The following is a 25001-nucleotide window of genomic DNA, read 5'->3' as shown; positions in this document are numbered from 1 at the left end:
CCTATATTTTAGCAAATATGAAGAGCAGGAATTTTCACAATAAAATCATACGGGTTTGAGTTAATTTACTACCTGCCGGCAGGATAGCCCATGACACTGTAATGACAATTTAATAAATAGAACTTTTTACTGCTATGACGGGATCTATGCGGGAGATGGCCCGGGAAGGTACTCACAGTGCAGGCTACACTGAACTGGAACGCCTGCCTGGCACCGCATTATGCAGCAAGACCAGATTCAATTGGCAAACATTTTGCGAATGACTATTTTTGTCGGATAAATAATGCTGTTCCCTGAGAAAAGTACGTAAAATATTGACCATCACCCTGCTGAGCCTGCTGGGACTGGTACTGTTGGTCAGTATCCTCATCAATATCCCCGCCGTACAAAACCTGCTCGTGCGGGAAGTGACCGCGCGCCTGTCTAAACAGCTGCAAACGCGCGTGGAGATCAAACACGTCAATTTCCGCCTCTTCAACAGCATGCGCCTCGAAGGCGCCCTCATCGAAGACCGCCATAAAGATACCATCCTCTACGCCGGCGCGCTCCAGGTGCGCATTACAGACTGGTTTTTTATACAGGATAAGCCCGTGCTGAAATTCATCGGCCTGGAAGACGCGCTGATCAACCTCGTGCGCCCGCGCAATGATTCGCTCTGGAACTACCAGTTCATCGTGAATGAATTCGGCGGAAGCCCCTCCCCTCAGCCCGCCACCAAAAAACAATCCGGCATTTCCCTCGACCTCAAACGGGTGGACCTTCGCCGGGTGAAATTCAATATCATCGACGCATGGGTGGGCGAAGACATGCAGGTGGCGGCCAACCGCATTTACCTGGACGCCAACCGGCTGGACCTCCGCGCGCACGACGTGCACATCAACGAGCTGTCGCTGGACAGGCCGGAGTTCATTATCTCCAGCTACGCCGCCAGCCCATTGCGCAAAAAACGGCCGCCGTCCGTAGCCTTGCCCAAACCGGAGGCAGATTCCCTCAAACCCGTGCCCCTGCGCTGGAATGCGGACAACTGGAAGCTGGTCGTGAAGTCTATGACCATCAAAGACGGACTGCTGGGCGTGAACAACCTCAGCGACACCGTGCCCAGCACACCCGGGGAGTTCGACCCCTCGCGCATCCGCTTCGGCAACATCAACCTCAGCATTACGAACAGCAGCCTGGTGAAAGACAGCATTTACGCGGACCTGGCGCTCAGCACCAAAGAGCGTAGCGGGTTTGAAGTGAGATCACTGAAGAGCCGGTTCAAAATGAGTCCCGTGGAAATGGAATTCAGCAACCTGGACCTGCGCACCAACAACAGCCACATCCGCGATTATTACACCATGCAATACGAGGACCTGGGCGACATGAACGACTACGTGAACAACGTGATCATGCGCGCCAGGTTCAAAGATACCCGGCTGGCTTCGGAAGACATTGCTTATTTCGCGCCGCCGCTTTCCACCTGGGACACGGAGCTGAAGATCAACGGGCGGGTAGACGGTCCTGTGAGCAATCTTTCCGGCGACAGCCTCGACATCAAAGGCGGCAACCATACCCGGCTGAAAGGCACGGCAGACATGCGCGGCCTGCCGGATATCAATGAAACCTTCATCGATTTCACCGCGAAAGAACTGGTGACCAGCGGGCAGGACCTCCGGCAGTTCTTTCCCATGCTGAAAGACATCCCGCAGGTGCGCACCGACCTCATCACCAGCCTCGCTTTCCAGGGATCGTTCTCCGGGTTCGTGCACGACTTCGTGGCTTACGGAAAATTCCAGACCAACCTCGGCAACCTCGATTCCGACCTGAACTTCAAGACCAATAAAGACGTGCCCGTATATTCCGGGAACCTCACCACCTATAACTTCCAGCTTGGCACCCTGCTGAACACCGGCCTGGTGACCACCGCCAGCCTGAAAGCCAAAGTAAAAGGCGAAGGCTTCAACTTTAAAACCCTCAAAGCCTCCGTGGATGCGGATATCCAGAAGATCGGGCTGTATGGGTACGATTACCAGAACCTGAAGGCCGCCGGTGAAATGAACCGCAAGTTCTTCAACGGTTCCCTCACCGCCGCCGATCCCAACCTGGACATGGATTTTGCCGGTACCATCGACTTCAACAGCCGCCTGCCCATATTCAACTTCTATTCCGAAGTGCGCTACAGCGACCTCAAGGCCCTGCACCTCACAGAAGATTCCATTACCCTCCAGGCCAAAGCAGACCTGAACTTCGCCGGCAGCAACATAGACAACTTCGACGGCACTGCCCGCCTGTACGACCTTTCGCTGTTCAAGAACAAGAGCCGCGTGGAGTTCGACTCATTATCCGTTTCCACCCGCACCGAAAACAACCTGAAGACCCTGCGCATCCAGGGGAACGAAGTGAACGGTTACGTACAGGGCTCTTACAGTTTCATGGAACTGCCCAATGCCTTCAAACTTTTCCTCAACAAATATTACCCGAGCTACTTCAAAAGCCCGCCCGCGGCCAATGCCGGGCAGGACTTCACGTTCTCCTTCGAATTTGGCCAGGTAGACAAGCTCATACGGGCCTTTACCGATGAGGTGAAAGGGCTGAACGGCACCCAGGTGTCCGGCGCGCTAAACACGCTCAGCGGGCAGGTGACGCTCAACGCAGCCGTGCCTTACGCCGCCTACAACGAATTTGGCGTGCGCAACCTGCTGCTGAAAGCCAACGGTGATTTCTCGAAGATCAATGTGAGCACCAGTCTCGGCAACGTACTGTACAACGACAGCACCATATTCACCAATCCCCTTATCGTGGCGAGTTCCGGCAGGGATACGTCTTTCATTAAGCTGGACCTGAAAGCGGAAGACACCACTTCCCTGGACGGGTTCTACGCCCGCGTGATCACGGTGGGAGATGGCGTGAAGGTGAACTTCCTCAACAGCAGCTTTACGGTGAACGGCAAGCAGTGGAGCATGACGCCCGGCAACGAGGTCTATTGGAGCACTCACTTCCTGACGGTGAACAACCTGCGCATTTCGCGGAACGACCAGAGCATCACTATCAGCACCAACGAGTTCAATCCTGATGAATCCACTTTCCGCATTGCGCTGAAAGACCTGAACCTGGCAGACATCATCCCCGCCGGCATTACCAATACGCTCATAGAAGGCCTTGCCAACGGCAACATCAACGTGCATGACCCTTTCAACAACCTGCAGGTGGATGCCGATATCAAAACCACACAACTGCGCATAGACAACGATTCCATCGGCCTGGTGAACCTTAAGGGCGGTTACGACAGCCGCATCGGCGAAGTGCAGTTCGATGTGCAGTCAGACAACTCGCTGGCCAGCTTCAACGCCAAAGGCACCGTGGGCGTGAGCGACAGCAACCGCGTGGTGAATGCCTCCACCAACCTCAACAATGCATCCATCAGCCTGCTGGATAAATACCTCGGCGATTATGTGAGCGAGCTGACAGGCTCCGCCACCGGCCAGCTGACCGTTACCGGCACTACCGATAAACCCTCCTTCCGCGGGAATGTGAAGGTGCAGAACATCGGCATGAAAGTGAATTACCTGGGCACGTATTACAAAATACCCCTGCTGCATGTGCATAACATGGACGACAACCTGATAGAAATGTATCCCTTCACGATGATCGATAAGTTTAAGAACCAGGCCACCGTGAATGGTTTCATCAGCCACCAGAACTTCTCGAAGATGAATTTCGAGTTTGACGTACAGTCGCAGAAATTCCTCTTCCTCAATACCGGTGCGGCAGACAACAACCTGTATTACGGCGACGTGATCGCCCAGGGCAGGGTGTATTTCACCGGGCCCATGGACAACCTGCAGCTGCGCGTGCTGGCCCGCCCACTGAGCGGCACGCACTTCTACCTCCCGCTGTCTGACAGCAAAGACATCGGCAAACACGAATACATCACCTTCAAACAATACGGGAAAGTAGTAGAAGAACCGAAGAAAAAGAGCAATGTTAAGCTGAACGTAAAGATGGACATCGCCGCCAATCCTGATGCGCAGATAGACGTGATCATCAACGCCGCCACCAACGATATCATTTCCGCGAACGGCACCGGCGCCCTTACCATCAACGTGAACCTGGACGGGGATTTCACGATGTACGGCAATTACACCATCAACACCGGGACATATAACTTCAGCTTCCAGCGCCTCGCCAGCTGGAAATTCGACATCGACAAGAACAGCACCATCACCTGGAACGGCGATCCCGTGGACGCTAAAGTGAACATCACCGCCAAATACAGCCTGCCCAAGGTGAGCCTTTACAACCTCAGCACCGCCGCCGTCACGGGCAACACCAACGCCAGCAACCAGGATGTGCTGAGCCGTTCAGAGCGGGTAGACATCCTGCTGTACCTGCGCAATTCCCTCATGCAGCCCACCATCACTTACGAGATCACCCTGCCGGAAGTGGGTTCCCTGGCTTATGAGAGCGGTATTGCCAGCCAGCTGAAAGAGATCAACCAGGACCAGAACAAGGCCCTGTACCAGATCAGCTACCTGCTGGCCACCGGCCAGTTCCAGCCGCCAGACGGTTCCGCCAACGTGGCCATCACCGGCAAAAACAGCGTGGGCCAGGCTTTGAGCGCGCAAGCCTCCGCCATCCTCAACAACTTTTCCAACACGTTCCTGAAGAACGCCGGCATCGGCTTCAACGTGAACTATACGGCCTATAACTTCAATAACAGCGCCAGCAGCAGCTACGACAGGAACCTGGTGAGCACCGGCATCACGAAAACCTTCTACAACAACCGCATCCGCGTGTACGTAGGCGGCGATTATGACTGGGGAAGGGTGAGCGCCACCTCATCGTCGCAGAACTTCGCGGGAGACTTCAGGGTAGAGTACCTGCTCAGCCCCGACGGCCGCGTGCGCATCAACGCCTTCAGCAAAACCGACTACGACGCCTACAGCTTCGACAACCGTACCCGCAGCGGCCTGGGCCTCTCCTACGTGCGCGACTACAACAAACTTTCCGAACTGTTCAGCGACAAACGCATCCGCCGCATTGCAGACAGCACCAACCGCGCCGCCGCAGCGCGCCGGGCGAAAGAGGATAGTGTGAATGCTGTACCGGCGGATACGGGTAAAGGGCCATCAAAGTAAACTGTATTTCCCAAGTTTCTTCTTCCGATGCTCTTTACATTTTAATACTATAGTATTAAAATAATCGGCTTCATTTAAACCTAAAAGTTTAAATGAATATGGCTCCTATTTCCCATCCGATAAAAAAAGCCGCTCCCATCGGAAGCGGCTTCGCATATCATTAAAAAGTTGAGTTATCCTTTCAATATCTCATGCCCCAGCTTATCGCGCTTGGTTTTGAGGTAGAACTCGTTGTGCGGGTTGGGCGATACCTCGATGGGCACGTTTTCCACCACTTCCAGGCCGTAGCCCTTCAGGCCGGCGCGTTTGCGCGGGTTGTTGGTGATCAGGCGCATCTTGGTAACGTTCAGGTGGCGGAGGATCTGCGCGCCAACGCCATAGTCCCGCTCGTCCATGCCGAAACCCAGTTCCAGGTTCGCTTCCACGGTGTCTTTCCCTTCTTCCTGGAGCTTGTAGGCCTTCAGTTTGTTCATGAGACCGATGCCGCGGCCTTCCTGGTTCATGTAGAGGATGAGTCCTTTGCCTTCTTTTTCCACCATCTGCATGGCAGCCTGGAGCTGCTCGCCGCAGTCGCAGCGGAGGGAATGCAGGATGTCGCCGGTAAAGCAGCTGGAGTGCACGCGCACCAGTACCGGGTCTGCCTGGTTCCAGTCGCCTTTTTTGAGCGCCATATGCATATCGCCGGAGTTCACCTGCTTGAAGGCTACCAACTCAAAATTGCCGTATTTGGTGGGCATCTGCACCCGCACTTCTTCTTCAATGAGCGATTCCGTACGGAGGCGGTATTCTATCAGGTCTTTGATGGAAACCAGTTTCAGATTGAATTTGCGGGCTATTTCGCGGAGCTCGGGGAGGCGGGCCATAGAGCCGTCCTCATTCATGATCTCTACCAGCACCCCTGCCGGCTCGAAACCTGCCAGGCGGGCCAGGTCTATGGTGGCTTCGGTGTGGCCGGTACGGCGCAGCACCCCGCCTTTTTTGGCCTTCAGCGGGAAAATATGACCGGGCTTGCCCAGTTCTTCCGGGCGGGTATCGGGATTGATCAGCGCCTGGACGGTCTTGGCGCGGTCGTGGGCGGAAATGCCGGTGGTGCAGCCATGGCCCAGGAGGTCCACCGAAATGGTGAACGGCGTCTGGTGCAGGGCGGTATTATCTCTTACCATGAGCTCCAGGCCCAGCTCTTCGCAGCGCTCCTCAACGAGCGGGGCGCAAATGAGGCCCCTGCCGTGCGTGCTCATGAAATTAATGATCTCCGGTGTTACGTTGCGTGCAGCCGTGATAAAATCCCCCTCGTTTTCGCGGTCTTCATCATCCACTACAATAACCAGTTTCCCCTGTTTTATATCCTCAATGGCGGATTCGATGGTATCCAGCATAATATGTTCCTCGTTAGTATAAAAGATGTGCAAAGTTAGCACATAAAGTTGAGGTTTTGGGGCATGGCCGTTGGGCGCTACCCTTTGGGTAACTGTGGATAACTTGTCATATTATATTTATTTTAATTCGAATTATTGAAAATTCTACTGTTAATGATAAACAATTCGGTCCTGAAAACAGTTATTACAGGGAAGAAATCAAAATCTAACCGCTCATAACTGCAAAATGGCTAACATGTAACAATTTGTTAATTTCAAGTTAAAGTTCGAAAAGCATATTTCATCATCTTTGCAGGATCATCAAATAGTTTGTTATGGGATTTAAAAAGTTACTCACTACATGCCTATGCATGCTGGGAATCGCTGTGGCTTCGGCGCAGGTGACCACCAGCGGTCTTAACGGAACCATCAAAGACGCAACGCAGGGACTTCCCGGCGCCACTGTAAAAGCGACACACCTTCCTTCCGGAACTGTTTACGGAACCACCACCCAGCCTGACGGCCGCTATACCATCCCCAACATGAGGGCTGGCGGTCCTTACCGCGTGGAGGTATCTTTTATCGGCTATACAGCGCAAACGTTCAACGACGTTCAGCTGAAGCTCGGCGTATTTTATAAACTGGATGCCACCCTCGAAAGCGGTTCCCAGCAGCTCAAAGAAGTGACTGTTTCGGGCCAGCGCGGCGGTATCATCAACCCCAATAACAGCGGTACCGCGGTGAACATTTCCCGCGCCCAGATCGAGAACCTGCCTACCGTTACCCGCAGCGTGCAGGATTTTGCCCGTCTCAGCGCGCAGGCCACTTCCTATAGCAGCGGCTCAGACGGCTCTCCCCTGGGTATTTCCTTCGGCGGCCAGAATAACCGCTACAACCAGTTCGCGGTAGATGGCGCCATGGCTAACGACGTGTTCGGCCTTGCGGCCTCCGGTACCAATGGCGGCCAGGCAAGCGGCAACCCGATCTCCATCGAAGCCATCGAGCAGATACAAGTGGTATTGAACCCTTACGACGTGAAACAGAGCGGTTTCGCGGGCGGCGGCATAAATGCTATCACCAAAAGCGGTACCAACGATTTCCATGGCGCGGCTTACTTCCTTTACCAGAACAGGAACTTCGTAGGTGAAAGCCCCAATGCGGCCAAGCTGAAATATGGCAAATTTAACAGCAATACATACGGTATCGGCCTCGGCGGCCCGATCATCAAGAATAAATTGTTCTTTTACCTGAATGCCGAAAGAGTAGAGCGCACCTCTCCGATCGATTTCAACCCGGCTGATCCTGGCACCGGCACCACCAACTACACCGAAGCACAGCTGAAAGCGATTTCAGATAAGGTGAAAAATACCTGGGGTGTGGATTTGGGTGGTTATACCGCGCAGGAAAAAGAATTCACCAATACGAACATCCTGGGTCGCATAGACTGGAACATCAGCAGCGTCCATAAACTGACTCTGCGCCACAGCTACAGCGAAGCATCCAATGTAGCGGGCACCAGCCGTTCCAGGGACGCAGCATATTTCTATAACAGCTACTACAGCTTCCCTTCCAAAACTAACTCTACTACGCTGGAACTGAACTCCATCTTTTCCAACAGGCTTAGCAACGAGCTGCGTATCGGTCTGAATATTGTTAGAGATAACCGCCAATATAACGGCGATCCTTTTACCAACGTGCGCATCAACGATCCCGGCACTACGTACAACGTGGGCAGCGAATTCAGCTCACAGGTGAACGCGCTGAAACAGAACATTATCACCATCACAGATAACGTAACCCTCTACAGGGGCAAGCACACGATCACCATCGGTACCAGCAACGACATCTACAACATGAAGAACGACTTCATGCAGGGTGCATTCGGCGCTTATACCTTCGGGTCGCTGAACGACTTCCTGAACGATGGCAAGCCTACCCAGTACCAGATCACTTATACTACAAACGATACCCTGGCACGCGATGGCGTTACTTTCAAAGCCGCACAGCTGGGCCTGTACGCACAGGACGAATGGGATGTGACCCAGAACTTCCGGCTTACCTATGGTTTGCGTGTAGACATGCCGATATTCCCCACCGATCCGTCGAAGAACGAAACATTTGCAAAAGAATTCCCAGGTTATTCTACAGACGTGTTGCCCAAATCCAAACTGCTCTGGGCTCCCCGCGTAGGTTTTAACTGGGACGTAATGAACAACGGCAAAACGCAGATCCGTGGCGGCGTAGGTATCTTTACCAGCCGCGTGCCTTTCGTGTGGATCTCCAACCAATACAACAACACCGGTAACCTCTATACCGTTGTAAACCTGAATAATGCCGCATTGCCTGCCAGCTTCAGGATGCGCTTCGATAAAAACGATCCGTTCTACGGCCAGTACAGTGTAAAAAACCTGCAGGCCATGGGCATTTCAGTATCCCAACGCGCTTCTGCCATCAACCTGACGGATGAGAACTTTAAGTTCCCGCAAACGTTCAAAACCAACCTGGCACTCGATCAGCAGCTGCCCTGGGGCGTGATCGGTACGTTGGAACTGAACTACTCTAAGACCATCAACAATGTGATCTGGACCAACCTCGCCACCGAGCTCACTGGTAACACCTTCACCCTTGGCGGCCAGGATACCAGGCCTACCTGGAGGAAAAAGACCACGCCTTCGGGTTTCGAGCAAGTTCTGCTGCTGGAGAATACCAGCGAGGGATATACTTATAACCTCTCTGCAGAGTTCACCAAAACCACTTCCAACGGACTGTTCGCCAAAGTGGGTTACTCTTTTGGCGAAGCCAAATCTCTCAACGACGGTACTTCTTCTACCGCCAACTCTAACTGGCGTTTTCCACCGAACGTGAATGGCCTGAACAACCTGGACCTCGGTTACTCTAAATACCGCATGGGCCACCGTGTATTTGGTGCGGTTACCAAGGCTTTCCGTTACGGCAGCCAGAAACAATGGGCTACTTCCGTGGGCCTGTTCTATAATGGCCAGTCCGGCACGCCTTATACCTGGGTATACTTCAACAACACAGACCCCACCGGGGACGACCTGGGCGGCAGCGGCAACAACGACCTGGTATACATCCCCACTGCAGCTGAAGTAACCACAATGCGTTTCGACGTGATCACCAAAAGAAACGCTATCACCGGCGCTGTAGAATATACCCGCAGCGAAGCAGAACAACGCACAGACCTGGAAGAGCTGATCAAGAGCGACAAATACCTGAACTCTCACAGGGGCCAGCGCGCAGATAAATACGCCGTGAGAACCCCCTTCGAGCATGTGTTTGACTTCAAATTGGTGCAAACCATTCCCATCATCAAACAACACAAGGTGGATATCACTTTCGATATCATGAACGTTGGTAATCTCCTGAATAATAAATGGGGTCGTTCCCACTTCATCACAAATAATGTGGCCACTCCCATCACCTTCAGAAGCAACAGCGGAGGTACACCTATATTCCAATACGACAAAACCCGTCTGAACGATACAGACGGTAAAATGACGCCTTACTTCGTGAATAACTTTACCGCCCGCTGGCGTGGCCAGCTGGGTGTGAGGTACAGCTTCTAAACGAATACCAGCATACAATAAAAGCCGGCTCAATTGAGCCGGCTTTTATTCTTTAATGATATTTGCCATCAAAACTTCACCGCCACACTCGCCAGGAAGTTGACCATCTTCTGCGGCGTGCCGGAAGAGTTCCAGTATTCTTCATTCAGCAGGTTATTCCCTTTCAGGGAAATGCGGTATTTCGGCTGATCGTAATACAAGGCAGCATTCAGCAAAGTATATCCCGGCAATACCATCAGGTTGGCAGCTTCAAACCAGGAATCGGATACATAGTTGCCGCCGATACCAAAGCCCACGCCCTTTATTTTCCCGCGGGTAATGAAATAGCTGGCCCAGAGATTGGCCACGCTGGTCGGGCTTGCGGCTAACCGCTTGCCCTGCACCGCTGCGGTCGCTTTCTTATACGTATTCTCATTGTATGCATAACCGGCCACAAAGTTCAGCCCGGAAATGGGGTTGGCGATCACTTCCACTTCGAAACCACGGCTGAGCTGCGTTCCGTCCTGCACACTGTAGGTTTTGTTATCCGCCCTTACTTCGTTGCGGATGGAATTGGTCACGTCGATATTGTAATAATTAATGGTTGCATTTAGTTTGTTGCTGAATACGTCGAGCTTCACACCGCCTTCCCATTGATTGGCGTATTGCGGTTTCAGCTCCAGGATGGAGCCGTCCGGCTGCGTGGAAGGCGCAAAATTCGCGTAGCCGTTCATGTAGTTGGCGAATAAAGAAACTTTGTCTTTCACTACCTGGTACACCAGCCCCAGCTTGGGCGACAACGCATTCTGGTTGTAAGCGCCGGTATACTTCCCATCGGCAAGCGCGTAGGTGCCGTCTGTGGTAAAATGTTCCGCGCGAAGGCTCAGCATAGCCATCAGCGTGGGTGTGATGTTGAACACATCAGAGATATAAGCGGCGTAGCTGTGCGTTTTGGTGGTAGTGCCCCTGAAACCGGCGGCATAAGAACGGTCGTCGATCCTTTGCGCGCTCATATCAGGGATGGCCTTGCGGAGGTCCACCGTGTCGTAGTTGAATATCGCGCGGTACAGTTCGTTGTAGTTATAGTTGTAATCCAGGCCGATCACTACCCTGTTGCGGAAAGAACCGATCTTGAAATCGCCGATGAAATTCTGCTGCAGCTGGATGTTGCCGAAGGTTTCCGGCGTCTGGTTGCGCATGCCGCGTACCACGGAATCTTCGCCCATGAACGTGAGCGTGGTCCACAACAGGGATTTATAGAATCCTTCCGAATAAAGGTAGTTCGTCTCTGACCGCCACTTGTCCGAAAACTTGTACTGGAACTGCGCCTGCACGTTATTGATCCCATTGGCCACGTCCACGCCGTTGTTGATGAGCGATTGTTTGTAAGGAAGATGCAGGTCCCTGAAGCTGCGCGTCTTCATTTTATTCGCCAGCGCGCCGGCGTTGAAGGTAATGGAGGTAGTGGTATAGTTCCCTCTCGTCAGTTCCGCTTCCACGCTCAGTTTCGCGCGGTCGTTGATCTGGTAGGTGAAGCTGGGAGCGATGGTGAAATTCCTGTTATATCCCTGGTCCTGGAAGGAACCTTCGGACTGGTAGGCGGTATTAAGGCGGAACAGCATGGTCTTTTCTTTGTTGACGGGCGTATTCACATCTGCCGTTACCCTTACAAACTCAAAGCTGCCGCCGGTAAAGGTCACTTCCCCACCAAAATCTTCATAAGGTTTCTTCGTCACGTAGTTGAATACGCCGCCGAAGGAAGTATTGCGGTTGCTGCCGAACAGTGTGCCGGAAGGACCTTTGATAGCCTCCACGCGCTCGAGGATCACGGGGTTGAGGGGAACGATGGCGCTGGTGGCCATGCCGTTGCGCATGCCGATGGTGCCTGCAAAGCCGCGCATGCTGAGGCCCTGGGAGCCGCCGGCGGAAAAGTTAGGCACAGCGCCGGAGATGTTGCGGTAAATATCGGTCCGCTCTATCACCACCTGTTCTTTCATGACGATCTGCCCTACGGTATGGTATACCTGCGGGTTTTCGAGGTTTTTGATCGGCAGGCGCGCGATCTGCTCGCTTTCTTTGGTCACAAATTTATTGGAAACGCCGCCGGTGATGGTAAACTCTTTCAGCTGGGTGCTGGATACCTGCAATTGCAGGTTTACGGCGGCGGTCTGGCCTTTTTCCACGGTTACGTCGTGGCGGAGCGTTTCGTAACCTACCAGCGACACTTCCAGCTGGTATTTGCCCGCAGGCACGCGGTTGATATAAAATTTGCCGTCTTCGCTGGTAATGGCATGTTTCCCGGTGCCTTTCACCACTACGGTCACCGCTATTGCCGGCCTGCCTTCATTTGTCAGTATGGTTCCTTTGATAGATCCATATTCCGGCTCATTATTCCCCTTGAACGCAAAAGCGGCCAGGGGTAGCAACAGGAACAGGGATTGTATAAGCTTCTTCATCGTTCGTAAATAATTTCCGCAAAGGTTGCTATCGCCGGAAGCGATAGTTTTAACATTCGGGAATTTTATTTACGCGATACGGAAATTTATAAGGGTAGACAAGTTCAGCTTTTCACCACCCACTCCAAAAACCCCGGCATTACGCCCGCCCAGGTGGCCATATCGTGCCGGCCGCCCTGCACCAGCTCGTAGCGGATGTGTTTCCCCTGCTCATACCCTTTTTCTTCGAGGAGGTGCACCAGGTCTTCGGTATCGTCTACCGCATCCACCACACCGTTCACATTGCGGTCGGATTCTTCGTCCTGCGTGCCTGCTTCGAAAAAGAAACGCAGGTCCGGGTGAAAGCGTCCTTCCTGCACCTGGCGGTGCATGATGCGCTGTGCGGGGTTACTATCTGAACTGCGCCACCAGAGCGAGCCCGAGAATACGCCTGCTTTGTGAAATTCCCGCGGGTTGTTCCACACGATGTCCAGCGCGGAGAGGCCGCCCATGGAAAACCCGGCGAATGTTTTATCCGGGAAATGCCGGTGGTAGCGGCTTTCGAGGAAAGGCAACAGTTCTTTCAGGATAAACCGCGTGTAAAGCGCTGCTTTACAGCCGCGGCCCTGGTAATCGATATGCCTTGCCGTGCCGTACTCCTGCATGCGCTGCGGGCCGGCGTGCACGGCCACTACCCAGAGGGAAGGATGGCTCGTGTCCTGCAGGTGTTCCAGCATAGCCGGGAAGCCCAGCTGCTCAAGGTCCTGGCCGTCGTTCATCAGCAGCAGGTGCGGCGTGTCTTTCGTATTGGCAGGCAGGTATACGTCGAAAGTGACCTCCCTTTGCAGGAAAAGAGAGTATTGTCCGAAGGATTCTTTTCTGGGAAGCATATGCGGCGGGTTTCCTTACTAAGTTAAGGAAATACGGCCAGAAATGTTATTTTACAGGATTGAAAGCTGTATTATGAAATTGTCCCATCTCTGCATATTGCCTTTTTTATTGTTGTTCCAGCCAGCCTTTGGCCAGAAGGCGCCGAAGTACGAAGCGGACCGTTCCCTGAAGGCCGGCGCGCCGGATGCAGCTTATCCCTTCCTGCTGGTGACGGACCTGACCATTCCCGGCTGCAAACCGGGAGCTGAATTATCTGAAACACAGGCGTCCATTGCAGATGCCGCCGGCACGCAGCTGCGGCTGCTGATGAGCAGCATACATGCGGGCGCCGTGATGCAGGAATGCCGCCGCACGGATTACTACTATGTGAAAGACACGGCAGACGTACGGGTGGTAATGGAAACCTTCTACCAGGACAACTTTTCCAGCTACCAGCGCAGCATCGCCATCCGCCCCGATCCCGCCTGGAAAGCTTACCTGGATACCCTGCTGCCGAACGCCAGGTAACTGCCGCCAGGCCGCTGACATGCATGAGAAAAATTCAAACTATGAAATACCGATTCCCTGACCACCTTTGAGAACCCGTAAATTTTCATGAAATTCGTAACATATCCTTCGCCGTACAGGCGTGTATCCATAAAACCCGAGCCGTTGACTGAAAACTTCCATACCTGGCACTCCCCGCACCTGGGCCGCGAATTCGAAATGCTCGTATTCGGCGATGCCGGCTACCCGCTGATCCTCTTCCCCACCTCCATGGGCCGTTATTACGAAGGGAAAGACCGGGGGCTGATAGACGCCGTGGCCTGGTTCGTCAGGAACGGGAGGGTGAAGATCTACTGCCCGGACGGGATAGACACCCTCAGCTGGTACAACAAACAGGCGCACCCGGCGGAAAGGGCGCATAATCACTCCCTGTACGACGCTGCTATCCTTCACGAACTATTGCCGCGCATTGAAGCCGAAACAGGCCACAGCCGCGTAGCCGTGGCAGGCTGCAGCTTCGGCGGCTACCACGCGGCCAACTTCGCCTTCCGGCATCCCGAAAAAGTAGCCTACCTGTTCTCCATGAGCGGCCTGTTCGACATCCGGAGCAGAACGGACGGGCATTACGACGACAACATTTACTTCAATAATCCCATGGACTTCATGCCGGACAACGCGCACCCCGACCTCTGGCGGATGGGCATCGTGCTGGGCGCGGCCGAGCGGGACATTACCCGCGGGCAGAACGAGCAGTTTTCCGGCATCCTTCAAACCAAATCCATACAGCACTGGCTGGACGTAAGGCCCGATACAGAGCACGACTGGCCTGCGTGGAGGCAGATGCTGCCGCACTATTTGTCTTTACTAAAGCACTGAGCGTGAAAAAGATCGGGATCCTTTACGGGCAGGAGAACACGTTTCCGCAGGCATTCACCGCCCGTGTGAACCGCTACTGCGGCGCGGGCATCATGGCCGAGCCTGTGCAGATCAGCAAAGCATTGCAGGGCGGCCAGCCAGAATATGCCGTAGTGATAGACCGCATTTCGCACGACGTGCCCTTTTACCGCGCCTGGCTGAAGAATGCCGCCTTGCAGGGCACGGCGGTGATCAACAATCCTTTCTGGTGGAGCGCGGATGAGAAGTTCTTCAACAACGCCATCGCATTACATACAGGCGTGCCCGTGCCCGCTACGGCTCTACTGCCCAGCTTCGAGCTGCCGGACGATACCACCGGCAACAGTTTCCGCAACCTGAGTTACCCGCTGGACTGGGAGGCCATTTTCGCGGAAACCGGTTTCCCCGCTTACATGAAACCCTTTGCGGGCGGCGGCTGGAAGCATGTGTACCGCATCAGGAACAGGGAAGAGTTCTTCGAGGTCCATGCCCAAACCGGGCGGCATGTGATGCTGCTGCAGGAAGAGATCATTTTCCAATCCTACTTCCGCTGCTACTGCATCGGCGGTAAACACGTGCACATCATGCCCTACGAGCCCCGCAATGCGCCGGACAAACGGTATGACGCAGATTTCCACCTGGATGAAAGACTGAAGAATACCATCACCCAATACACCCTGCTGCTCAACCGCGCGCTGGGCTACGATTTCAATACTGTTGAATTTGCCGTGAAAGAGGGCGTTCCCTATGCCATCGACTTTTGTAACCCCGCACCCGATGCAGACCTGCGTTCCGTTGGCGAAGCCAACTTTGAATGGGTGGTGGAGCATGCCGCCCGTTATGCCATAGAAAGGGCCGTGGAACAGGAAAACGGCAAAGACAACCTCACCTGGGGCACCTGGCTGAAGCATGCCGTGCAGCAGGATCACAAATAATTACGAACTTCACCACTGAAACGCATGATAAGACATGAATTACGGAGCCTTTACACTCGGAATTGAAGAAGAATACATGGTAATGGACCCGCAAACGCGGGAACTGCGCTCGCATGAACAAAAGATCGTGGAGCAGGCGCAAAAAGTGATCAAGGATAAAGTGAAAGCGGAAATGCACCAGGCCGTGGTGGAAGTGGGCACGCAGATATGCGCCAACATCGAGGAAGCCTACCAGGACGTGCTGCTGCTGCGCAAAACGATCACGCAGATCGCGGGAGACCTGGGCTTCAGCATCGGCGCGGCCGGCACGCATCCCTTCTCCAAATGGGAAAAGCAACTCATCACCGACCACCCGCGGTATTTTGAGCTGGTCAATGAAATGCAGGACGCCGCGCGCTCCAATCTTATTTTCGGACTGCATGTGCACGTAGGCATGGAGAACCGTGAAATGGCGCTGCACATCGCCAACAGCGTGCGGTATTTCCTCCCGCATGTGTTCGCGCTCAGCACCAACTCGCCTTTCTGGGAAGGCCGCAACACCGGCTTCAAATCCTTCCGCACCAAGGTGTTCGACAAATTCCCGCGCACCGGCATCCCCGATTATTTCACGAGCATCGAAGAATACGACAACTTCATCAAACTGCTGGTAAAAACGAACTGTATAGATAATGCGAAGAAAGTATGGTGGGACCTCCGCGTGCATCCTTTCTTCAACACCGTGGAGTTCCGCATCTGTGACGTGCCGCTTACGCTGCAGGAAACCATCACGCTCGCGGCGCTGTTCCAGGCTATTTGCGTGAAGATCTATAAGCTGCGCACGCAGAACCTCAACTTCATTATTTACAACCGCGCGCTGGTGAACGAGAACAAATGGCGCGCGTCGCGTTATGGGATAGACGGGAACCTGATCGATTTCGGGAAGGAAATGGAAGTGAATACCCGCGCGCTCATCTACGAGCTGCTCGATTTCGTGGACGATGTGCTGGATGACCTCGGCACCCGCTCCGTTGTAACAGACGGTGTGAACCGCATCCTGGCGGAAGGCACGGGGGCGGATAAACAGCTGAAAGTATTCGAAGAAACCGGCGGCGACCTGGTGAAAGTGGTGGATTACATACAATCGCAGTTTCTGCCGTAATTTTGTAAAAGTGCGTCATTGCGAGAAGCGGCGCAGGGGATTGTGCAGAAGGCGCGACGAAGCAATCCCCAACATAGCGCATATCAGTTCAACGCAGGAGATTGCTTCGTCGCCCCTCCCGCTTTGGCCCGGCTGCTCCTCGCAATGACGTAAGCAATTAAAAAGACATTATGAACGAATGAAGATCGCGATATTAGATATGTACGATGGCGTCCCCAACGAGGGCATGCGCTGCATCCGGGAGCTGCTGCTGCAATTCGCGGAGGCGGCGCAGGTGCCGCTGCAGATCAATGAATTTGATGTGCGCGGGCAACAGCAAACGCCGGACCTGCAATACGACGTATATATCTCCACCGGCGGGCCCGGCAGTCCTGTAGACAGTGAAGGCAGCGAATGGGAAAAGGCCTATTTCCGCTGGCTGCACAACGTGCTGGAGTGGAATGAAAAACCGGGCAGCCGCAAAAAACACATCTTCCTCATTTGCCATTCCTTCCAGGTGGTGTGCCGCTATTTCCAGCTGGGAACGGTTTGCCGCCGGCGGTCTCCCGCATTCGGCGTGTTCCCCGTCCACAAAACAAAAGCAGGCGAAACAGAACCTGTATTCACCGGCCTGCCCGATCCATATTTTATCGTAGACAGCCGCAACTGGCAGGTGATCCAGCCCAACGAAGCAAAGCTGGCCGCCATGGGCGCCGAAGTGCTCGCCATCGAAAAAGAAAGGCCGCATGTGCCGCTCGAAAGAGCCACCATGGCCATCCGCTTTAACCCGTATATGCTGGGCACACAGTTTCACCCTGAAGCCGATGCGCCCGGCATGCGCAAATACCTGCTCACGCCCGCCAAAAAACAACGCATCGTGGAAGAGCACGGGCGCGAGAAATTTGATAACATGCTGGAGCTGCTCACTGAGCCGGATAAGATCCTGCTCACGCACAACACGCTGCTGCCCAACTTCCTCGAAGAAGCGCTCGCGTACCAGTTTTCCCAAACCAGACCAACATGATCCCGGAAATACGCCAGGCTTATATACAGCAATTCTCACCCGCCAGGTATGCGGACCTCCTGGCAAACCTGACCGTGGAAACGGGCGTCACGCCTGCTTTCAGGGTAGCGGAAACGCCGGTGTTCGTTCCGAAAGAATTACAGGAACAACTCATAGCCGCCGGCGACGCGGTGATTGAAACAATCCTCCGGCCGGACCTGCTCAGTCTTACAGAGGCCTCCATTCCAGGCGGGCAGCTGGTGCCGAAAGAAAATCATCATCCCCAGTTCATCATCATCGACTTTGCCGTGACCCGCAACGAAGCCGGCGAACTTAGTCCGCAACTCATAGAACTGCAGGGCTTTCCCAGCCTGTTCGGTTTCCAGGAACTGCTGGCGCGGCAATACCGCCTGCATATGCCCGTGCCGGAAACATTCACCACCTTCGGCCCCGGGCTGGACCAGCAGGCTTACGTGGAGCTGCTGCGCCGATGCATACTCGGCACGCATCAACCCGCCAACGTGATATTGCTGGAAGTGCTGCCGCAGCAACAGAAAACGCTGATCGATTTTGTATGCACCGAGGCCATGCTGGGCATCCCGGCCGTTTGCGTGTCTGAGCTGATCCAGGAAGGGAAAAAACTCTATTACCTTAAAGACGGCGAAAAGGTGCGCGTACAGCGCATCTACAACCGCATGATATTCGAAGACCTTGCAAAATATAAAGAGCAGCTGGGCACGGTGATCAATTTCCAGCACGAGCTGGAAGTGGAATGGGCCACGCATCCCAACTGGTACTACCGCGTCAGCAAGTTCCTGCTGCCCTATATCCATGGCCCGTTTGCGCCCAAGGCCTGGTTCCTGCACGAGCTGCCCGTGCTGCCGCAGGACCTGGAGAATTACGTATTGAAACCCCTGTTCTCCTTCGCGGGCCAGGGCGTGATCATAGACCCCACGCCGGCGGATGTGGAGAAAATCGAAGACCCGGAGAACTGGATATTGCAGCAGAAAGTGCAGTACGCCCCGGTTGTTGAAACGCCTACCGGCCCCGCCAAATGCGAAATACGCCTCATGTACTGCTGGCCGGACGATGCGCCCGCGCCCGTGCTGGCGCAGAACCTGGCCAGGCTCAGCAAGGGAAAGATGATCGGCGTGAACTTTAACCGCGACCTGGATTGGGTGGGCGGCAGCAGTTGTTTTTTCGAACCTTAAATACACAACATATGCAAAGGTTAAACATCAGTTCAGGCGCTCCCTGGGAGGCCAAGGTGGGCTATTCCCGGGCAGTGCGGATCGGCAATGTGGTGGAAGTTTCCGGCACCGTATCGCAGGACGGCGATAAGGTGATCGGCATCGGCGATGCATACGAACAGACCAAACATGCGCTGGCCAAAATTGAAGCGGCACTGGTGAAAGCGGGCGCTTCCCTGCACGATGTGGTTCGTACGCGCATGTACGTTACCGATATAAAAAAATGGGAAGAGATAGGCCGCGCGCACGGGGAATTTTTCCAGGCCATCAGGCCCTGCACCACCATGGTGGAAGTAAGCAGCCTCATCAGCCCGGAGCTGCTCGTGGAAATCGAAGCCACCGCGGTAGTGCCGGTGAAAGGATGATCTTCCGAAAGGCATGCATAAAAAAAGCCACCCCTTGAAGGATGGCTTTATGTTGTGTGCAATGTAACCGTTTTATTGACCCACTTTCTCCTGCCAGGCCAGCATGCCGCCGGTAAGGTTCACGAGGTTGGTGAAACCCATGGTTTCAAGAACCATACATGCCTGCCCGCTGCGGTTGCCGCTCCTGCAATACACGATCAGTTCCTTGTCTTTATAGTCTTCCAGCTCGTCTACCTGCATGGCGCGGATGTCTCCCAGTGGAACATGTATCCCGCCGATGTTGAACTCCTCTCTTTCATGCGGCTCGCGCACGTCTACCAGTGTAACGTCTTCCCCGCTGTCCAGGCGTTTTTTCAGTTCTTCGGGTGTGATTGTCTGCATGATGCGAATATTTTTTACAAATGTAAAGATTCTATTGTTCCGCCGGCGGGTTTTGCACCGGGGCTGTGGAGTCTTTCACGGGCCTGGTGGCGCTCAGCCAAAGATCCACGCTTTCTCCCGCGCGTATCAGGTTCAGCTCGCCCAGCTCATTCCTGCGCGGAGGGCTCTGCCTGAACACGAATGCGCCCAATGTATCCGTCACCCCGCCGTCTATCAGCACGGTGCCGATGTTCAGGTTGCTGGCGGCCAGCACTTCGCGGGCTTCCATATAGGTCATGCCCACGGTCTCGGGCACAGGGTTTTCCATGCTGCCGGTGCCGCTGCTCAATACCAGCGTGATATTGCTGCCTTCGGGTATCTCCTTGCCCGGCTTGATGGGCTTGCCGTTGAGCAGTTGCTGCAAAACGGTGTTGGTGGCGAAGTCCGGCTTATAGATAGTATCCCCGATGTTCAGCCTGCGGGCGCGGAGCGTCATTTCGGCGCTGCGGTAGGTAAGCCCTTCCAGGTCCGGCATGGGCACCATGGGCGGTACCACTTTGTTTACCGTGAGGTAAATGGTGCGGTGGCTTTTCACAACGTCGCCGCGTTCGGGCGTTTGCTCGTATACCAGCAGGGCCGGCATCGTATCGATATAAATGGAGTCGCGCACTTCCACTTCAAAGCCCAGCCCCTCCAGCGCGGTGGTAGCGTCTTTGATGCTTTTGCCGCGAACGTCGGGCACGGTTACCTCTTCGCCATGGCGGGTGAGGAAGCCGAGGGACATGAAGAAAAGTATTCCCAGCAGCACAACCAGCCCGAAAATGACGAGGATATTGAAGCCGAAGGAACGCTTTGTGATATTGTGAAACATTTTCATATTAGCAAAGTATACTTAATTTTTTACAGCCGCAAGGCATTCTTCAATAAGCATGCCGTAAAAGGCCCTGAGTGTAAGGCCCGCAGCCCGCACCTGCTGCGGCACCAGGCTGTTCTCGCTCTGGCCGGGCATAGTGTTCACCTCCAGGAAATATACTTTGCCGGTGCCTTCTTCCAGGATAAAATCCGCCCGCGCAATGCCCTTGCAGTTCAGGCGGTTATACAGTTCCTGCGCCGCGGTCCGGATAGTGTCCGCCGCTGCGGGGTCTATTTCAGCCGGGGTCACTTCGTTGGTGACGCCGGGAGTGTATTTGGCTTCATAGTCGAAGAACTCCTTCGTGCTGCGGATCTCCGTGAGGGGCAGCACGGTCAGCCTGCCTTCGGCGCGGAAAAGCCCGCAGGTTACCTCGGTGCCTTTGATGAACTCCTCGATCAGCACCTGGCTGTCTTCGTTGAACGCTTTTTGAATGGCCGGTTCCAGTTCCTCCGCCTTATTCACCTTGCTCATGCCGATGCTGCTGCCGCCTTCGGCTGGCTTTACAAAAACAGGAAGGCGCAGCTGGCTGAGGATCTCCCCCGCATTGTAAGGCTGGTTCCGGAAAATATGCACGGAACGGCTTACGTTCACCACGTTGAGGGCCGCCACTACTTTGTTGCAATAGCTTTTGTTGAAGGTAAGCGCGGAAGTGACCATACCGCAGCTGGTGTAAGGGATGCCCAGCATCTCGAAATATCCCTGCAGGCGCCCGTCTTCACCCGGCGTGCCATGGATGCCGATGAACACGGCGTCGAAGCTGATCTTCCGGCCGTCCAGGGTAAGGCTGAAGTCATTCTTGTCCACCTGCACGGCGGCGCCTTCAGGGGAAGTGTAGGTCCAGCTTTCTTTGGTGATGATGATCTTGTAAACGTTGTAGCGCGCGGGATCGATGTTCTTTTCGATGACTGCTGCGCTTTGCACGGAAATCACGTATTCTCCGGAGTACCCGCCGGCTACCAGGGCTATATTCTTCTTCATAAATGGCAAAATAACAAAAAAGGAAGGCCCAACATACCGCTGGTACTTCCTTTTCGTTGAATTATTTCAATTTGAAAACTGTGTTTGCTGGTTAGATATGCAGGCGGGCTTTCTTTTCCATCAGCTCGTCCACGGTTTCCTGGTACATTTCATCGGGCACACAGCAGTCTACCGGGCATACCGCCGCACATTGCGGCTCTTCATGGAAACCCTGGCACTCGGTACATTTATTGGGTACGATATAATAAGTATCAACGCTGATGGGGGCATTGCGCTGGTCTGCATCCATGGGGCTGCCGTCCATCAGGGTATATGTTCCTTTTACAGTGGTTCCGTCTGCAAGCGCCCACTCAACTCCACCTTCATAGATCGCATTATTGGGGCATTCAGGTTCACAAGCTCCGCAGTTTATACATTCATCTGTTATCTTAATTGCCATATTGTAAACTTTTTGTTTAGGATGTAAGCCATTAATTTTGCTTCAAAAATAGAATTTCTACAATTTAAATACTCAAAATATTTTTCGGGGATATGATGGAATTATCGCAAAAATTAGCAGTACTGGGCCGGCTGGAGGCGTATCTGAGCGGGAAAGGCACTGAAGAGGAGCAGGAAAGCCTCCGTTTGGCAAAGCAGCGCGCTTTTGCGCATAACGGCTGGTTCACCCCCGAATTCATCGACCTTGCCCTGCACAACATCTGTAAATATTACCTGGCGCCTGGAAAGCTGGAGGCCTGGGTGACGCAATATCCCGGCTTCGGCAGGCCGGCCAGCCGGAAGAAAGTGGGGATCGTTGCGGCGGGGAATATCCCCCTCGTAGGGTTCCACGACTGGCTCACGGGTTTCCTGAGCGGGCACGAGATCAGGATCAAGCTGTCGTCTAAAGACAATATGCTGCTGCCCCATATTTTCGGAAAGATCGCGGAATGGGCGCCGGAAGCCGCGCAGGACACCGTGGTGGCGGAAATCCTCAAAGACTGCGACGCCTACATCGCCACGGGCAGCAATAATTCCGCCCGTTATTTCAACTATTATTTCGCCAAATACCCGCATATCATCCGCCGCAACCGTACTTCCGCCGCGGTGCTCACCGGCGCAGAGAGCCCGGAAGAGCTGGGCGCGCTGGCAGACGATGTGATGCTGTACTTCGGCCTGGGTTGCAGGAACGTTACCAAAGTTTACGTGCCGGAAGGCTACGATTTTGAACCCCTGCTCACTGCGCTGAAAAAATACGACCGCCTGGCGGACCATCACAAGTACAAGAACAATTACGATTACAACCTCGCTTTGTACCTGCTCAACCTCAGTCCGTACCAAACGAACGGCAGCCTGCTGCTGCATGAGAACGAATCGCTCTTCAGCCCGCTCAGCGTGCTGCACTACGGCTTCTACCGCAACCGGGAGGAACTGGAGGCGCAGCTGCGGGAAAACCAGGACCTGCAATGCCTCGTAGCGAAGGATGCCATTCCTTTCGGGCAGGCGCAATATCCTTCGCTGACAGACTACGCGGATGGCGTGGATACCGCTGCCTTCCTGGCTTCGCTCTGATTGGCGGAGTTAACAAAATGTCATTCCACATTGTTATCTTGACAGGCATTGCCATACTTTTGGCAGTGCCTGTGCCGTTTAATTAAGGAGCTTTTAACGATTGGTATAAAAATCTGTTAAATACTTCCGTGTTACAACTTACATCCTACGTTCTCCGTTAAATTTGTATGGAAAGGCATGTAATTTGACCTTAGGTTGTCTGAGAACATTAATTCTATCAACCCTTTTTAAAAACCAGTGCAAATATGAAAATTTCGCAAGTTGCGGGTACCATCCTGATAAGCGCGGCCACTGCGTTTGGGAGCATATTTGTTTACAGTAAGTACTTTCAGAAGGAGCAACAAGGCTTTTTCCAGAACGGCTCCGATACGATCCCTGTAAATTATGCCAGTTACATGCCCGGATCAGCCGGCAACACCAATCTCACGCCTCCTACTGATTTCCAGCAGGCAGCGAAGATAGGCACGCCGGGAGTGGTTCATATAAAAACGAAGATCAATCCCAAGCAGCTGGGGAATAATCTCCAGAAAAGGAGAAGCCTCCTGGAAGAGTTTTTCGGGGAGGATTTTGACGAAGGAGATGGCGGCCGCCGGTATTACACGCCGGGCCAGATGGCTTCCGGCTCCGGGGTATTGATCTCCGACGACGGGTATATCGTTACCAACAACCACGTGGTGGACGATGCGGATGAGATCTCCGTGACCCTGAGCAACAATAAATTCTATACTGCCACCGTGGTGGGAACCGATCCCAGTACGGACCTGGCATTGATCAAAATAAAGGCCAACGGCCTCCCCTACCTCCTGTACGGCAATTCAGACGATGTGCAGGTGGGCCAGTGGGTGCTGGCGGTAGGTTACCCGCTTAACCTGGAAACCACCGTTACGGCAGGTATCGTAAGCGCCAAAAGCCGCGCCATTGGTATCAACCGCCGCAACAGCCGCAGCGCGATCGAATCGTTCATCCAAACGGACGCGGCGGTGAACCAGGGCAACAGCGGCGGCGCACTGATCAACACAGCCGGCGAACTGATCGGCATCAACTCAGCCATCGCATCCCCCACCGGGGCTTACGCAGGGTATTCCTACGCCATCCCGGTGAACCTGGTGAAGAAAGTGGTGAACGACCTGATGAAGTTCGGCAACGTGCAGCGCGCCTACCTGGGGATTGAATATAAAGATCCCAACACGATGACGGACGAACAGCTCAAAACCCTGGATATGAGCCGCGATATGGCCGGCATCAAGGTACTGGGCGTGCCGTCTACCGGCGCAGCCGCGCAGGCAGGTATTAAAGAAGGAGACGTCATAACCAAGATAAATGGTGTAAATACTTCATCAATTCCGGAATTGATGGAACAGATCAGCCGATACAAACCAGGTGATAAAGTCAGCGTTAACTATTTACGCGGCAATAAAGAGTATACCGCGAACGCAATTCTGAAGAACCTCGACGGGAATACGGAAATTGTAAAGCTGGGTGTACTCGATTACCTGGGGGCTGATTTCAGATCACTGCCCAAAGAACTTTCAGAGAACTTTGGCGTTGAAGGCGGCGTACTGGTGGAAAGCATCGGCAGCGGCCTGATCAAAAAGCAAACGAACATGAAGCCTGAATTCATTATCCTGAAGGCAGGCAACACCAAGGTGAGGAACCTGGACGAGCTGAAAAAGGCCCTTAACGGCCAGAAGCAGGCAAGACTGGAAGGTTTCTACGCGCGCGACCGGTACGCGAACATCTACTACTACGATCTGAACCTTGCCAACAGCACTGAGTTCTGACGCAGTT

Annotated in this window: 18 protein-coding genes; 11 read left to right on the top strand and 7 right to left on the bottom strand. The window is 53.9% G+C overall.

Annotation, left to right across the window (positions count from 1 at the left end; all coding sequences use genetic code 11):
- The first annotated feature begins 314 nt into the window (after positions 1-314).
- Positions 315-5117: a translocation/assembly module TamB domain-containing protein gene (locus R3I13_RS18775; protein ID WP_346319498.1), complete on the top strand. Its 4803-nt coding sequence runs from the start codon at positions 315-317 to the stop codon at positions 5115-5117.
- A gap of 173 nt (positions 5118-5290) precedes the next feature.
- Here the strand turns inward: R3I13_RS18775 and R3I13_RS18770 are convergent, their stop codons facing one another.
- On the bottom strand, positions 5291-6493 hold the full coding sequence (locus R3I13_RS18770) for a bifunctional 3,4-dihydroxy-2-butanone-4-phosphate synthase/GTP cyclohydrolase II (protein WP_346319719.1): 1203 nt from the start codon (positions 6491-6493) through the stop codon (positions 5291-5293).
- 350 nt (positions 6494-6843) lie between these two features.
- Between R3I13_RS18770 and R3I13_RS18765 the strand changes: the two genes are divergently transcribed.
- On the top strand, positions 6844-10059 hold the full coding sequence (locus tag R3I13_RS18765) for a TonB-dependent receptor (RefSeq protein ID WP_346319497.1): 3216 nt from the start codon (positions 6844-6846) through the stop codon (positions 10057-10059).
- A 68-nt stretch (positions 10060-10127) separates the two neighbouring features.
- On the opposite strand, the gene R3I13_RS18760 is transcribed toward R3I13_RS18765, so the two are convergent.
- Complete coding sequence (locus R3I13_RS18760; protein ID WP_346319496.1) at positions 10128-12494, bottom strand: TonB-dependent receptor; 2367 nt, start codon at positions 12492-12494, stop codon at positions 10128-10130.
- A 104-nt stretch (positions 12495-12598) separates the two neighbouring features.
- Positions 12599-13363 carry an alpha/beta hydrolase-fold protein gene (locus tag R3I13_RS18755; RefSeq protein ID WP_346319495.1) on the bottom strand — a complete coding sequence of 255 codons (765 nt, stop codon included), beginning with the start codon at positions 13361-13363 and terminating at the stop codon, positions 12599-12601.
- A gap of 73 nt (positions 13364-13436) precedes the next feature.
- Between R3I13_RS18755 and R3I13_RS18750 the strand changes: the two genes are divergently transcribed.
- The 7 genes from R3I13_RS18750 (at position 13437) to R3I13_RS18720 (ending at position 19414) form a co-directional block, all read left to right on the top strand.
- Positions 13437-13871: a DUF695 domain-containing protein gene (locus R3I13_RS18750; RefSeq protein WP_346319494.1), complete on the top strand. Its 435-nt coding sequence runs from the start codon at positions 13437-13439 to the stop codon at positions 13869-13871.
- An 87-nt stretch (positions 13872-13958) separates the two neighbouring features.
- Positions 13959-14726: an alpha/beta fold hydrolase gene (locus tag R3I13_RS18745; protein WP_346319493.1), complete on the top strand. Its 768-nt coding sequence runs from the start codon at positions 13959-13961 to the stop codon at positions 14724-14726.
- A 2-nt stretch (positions 14727-14728) separates the two neighbouring features.
- Positions 14729-15679 (top strand): hypothetical protein, encoded by a 951-nt coding sequence (locus tag R3I13_RS18740; protein WP_346319492.1) that lies wholly within the window; start codon positions 14729-14731, stop codon positions 15677-15679.
- A 34-nt stretch (positions 15680-15713) separates the two neighbouring features.
- The gene (locus R3I13_RS18735) at positions 15714-16817 is read left to right on the top strand and encodes a carboxylate-amine ligase (protein WP_346319491.1); all 1104 of its coding nucleotides are present in this window, start codon (positions 15714-15716) and stop codon (positions 16815-16817) included.
- A gap of 178 nt (positions 16818-16995) precedes the next feature.
- The gene (locus R3I13_RS18730; RefSeq protein ID WP_346319490.1) at positions 16996-17820 is read left to right on the top strand and encodes a GMP synthase; all 825 of its coding nucleotides are present in this window, start codon (positions 16996-16998) and stop codon (positions 17818-17820) included.
- Positions 17817-19010 carry a hypothetical protein gene (locus R3I13_RS18725; RefSeq protein ID WP_346319489.1) on the top strand — a complete coding sequence of 398 codons (1194 nt, stop codon included), beginning with the start codon at positions 17817-17819 and terminating at the stop codon, positions 19008-19010. The genes R3I13_RS18730 and R3I13_RS18725 overlap by 4 nt, the downstream gene beginning before the upstream one ends.
- Before the next feature lie 11 nt (positions 19011-19021).
- Positions 19022-19414, top strand: a complete 393-nt coding sequence (locus R3I13_RS18720; RefSeq protein ID WP_346319488.1) for a RidA family protein — start codon at positions 19022-19024, stop codon at positions 19412-19414.
- Between the two features lie 72 nt (positions 19415-19486).
- Here R3I13_RS18720 and R3I13_RS18715 read toward each other — a convergent pair whose 3' ends face one another.
- The 4 genes from R3I13_RS18715 to R3I13_RS18700 form a co-directional block, all read right to left on the bottom strand.
- Entirely contained in the window at positions 19487-19795 is a 309-nt protein-coding gene (locus tag R3I13_RS18715) for a rhodanese-like domain-containing protein (protein WP_346319487.1), read from the bottom strand.
- 31 nt (positions 19796-19826) lie between these two features.
- Positions 19827-20651, bottom strand: a complete 825-nt coding sequence (locus tag R3I13_RS18710) for a PASTA domain-containing protein (RefSeq protein ID WP_346319486.1) — start codon at positions 20649-20651, stop codon at positions 19827-19829.
- Positions 20652-20666: 15 nt separating this feature from the next.
- Entirely contained in the window at positions 20667-21665 is a 999-nt protein-coding gene (locus tag R3I13_RS18705) for a D-alanine--D-alanine ligase (RefSeq protein WP_346319485.1), read from the bottom strand.
- Between the two features lie 91 nt (positions 21666-21756).
- On the bottom strand, positions 21757-22104 hold the full coding sequence (locus tag R3I13_RS18700) for a 4Fe-4S dicluster domain-containing protein (protein ID WP_346319484.1): 348 nt from the start codon (positions 22102-22104) through the stop codon (positions 21757-21759).
- Positions 22105-22196: 92 nt separating this feature from the next.
- Between R3I13_RS18700 and R3I13_RS18695 the strand changes: the two genes are divergently transcribed.
- Positions 22197-23213, top strand: a complete 1017-nt coding sequence (locus R3I13_RS18695) for an acyl-CoA reductase (protein ID WP_346319483.1) — start codon at positions 22197-22199, stop codon at positions 23211-23213.
- Between the two features lie 245 nt (positions 23214-23458).
- On the top strand, positions 23459-24994 hold the full coding sequence (locus R3I13_RS18690; RefSeq protein ID WP_346319482.1) for a trypsin-like peptidase domain-containing protein: 1536 nt from the start codon (positions 23459-23461) through the stop codon (positions 24992-24994).
- Positions 24995-25001: the final 7 nt, after the last annotated feature.

It is taken from the genome of Chitinophaga sp. YIM B06452 (genome assembly GCF_039655965.1).
In the GTDB taxonomy this organism is placed as follows: Bacteria; Bacteroidota; Bacteroidia; order Chitinophagales; family Chitinophagaceae; genus Chitinophaga.
The sequence above is the reverse complement of the archived record's forward strand: the minus strand, read 5'-3'. Positions and strand labels throughout refer to the sequence as shown.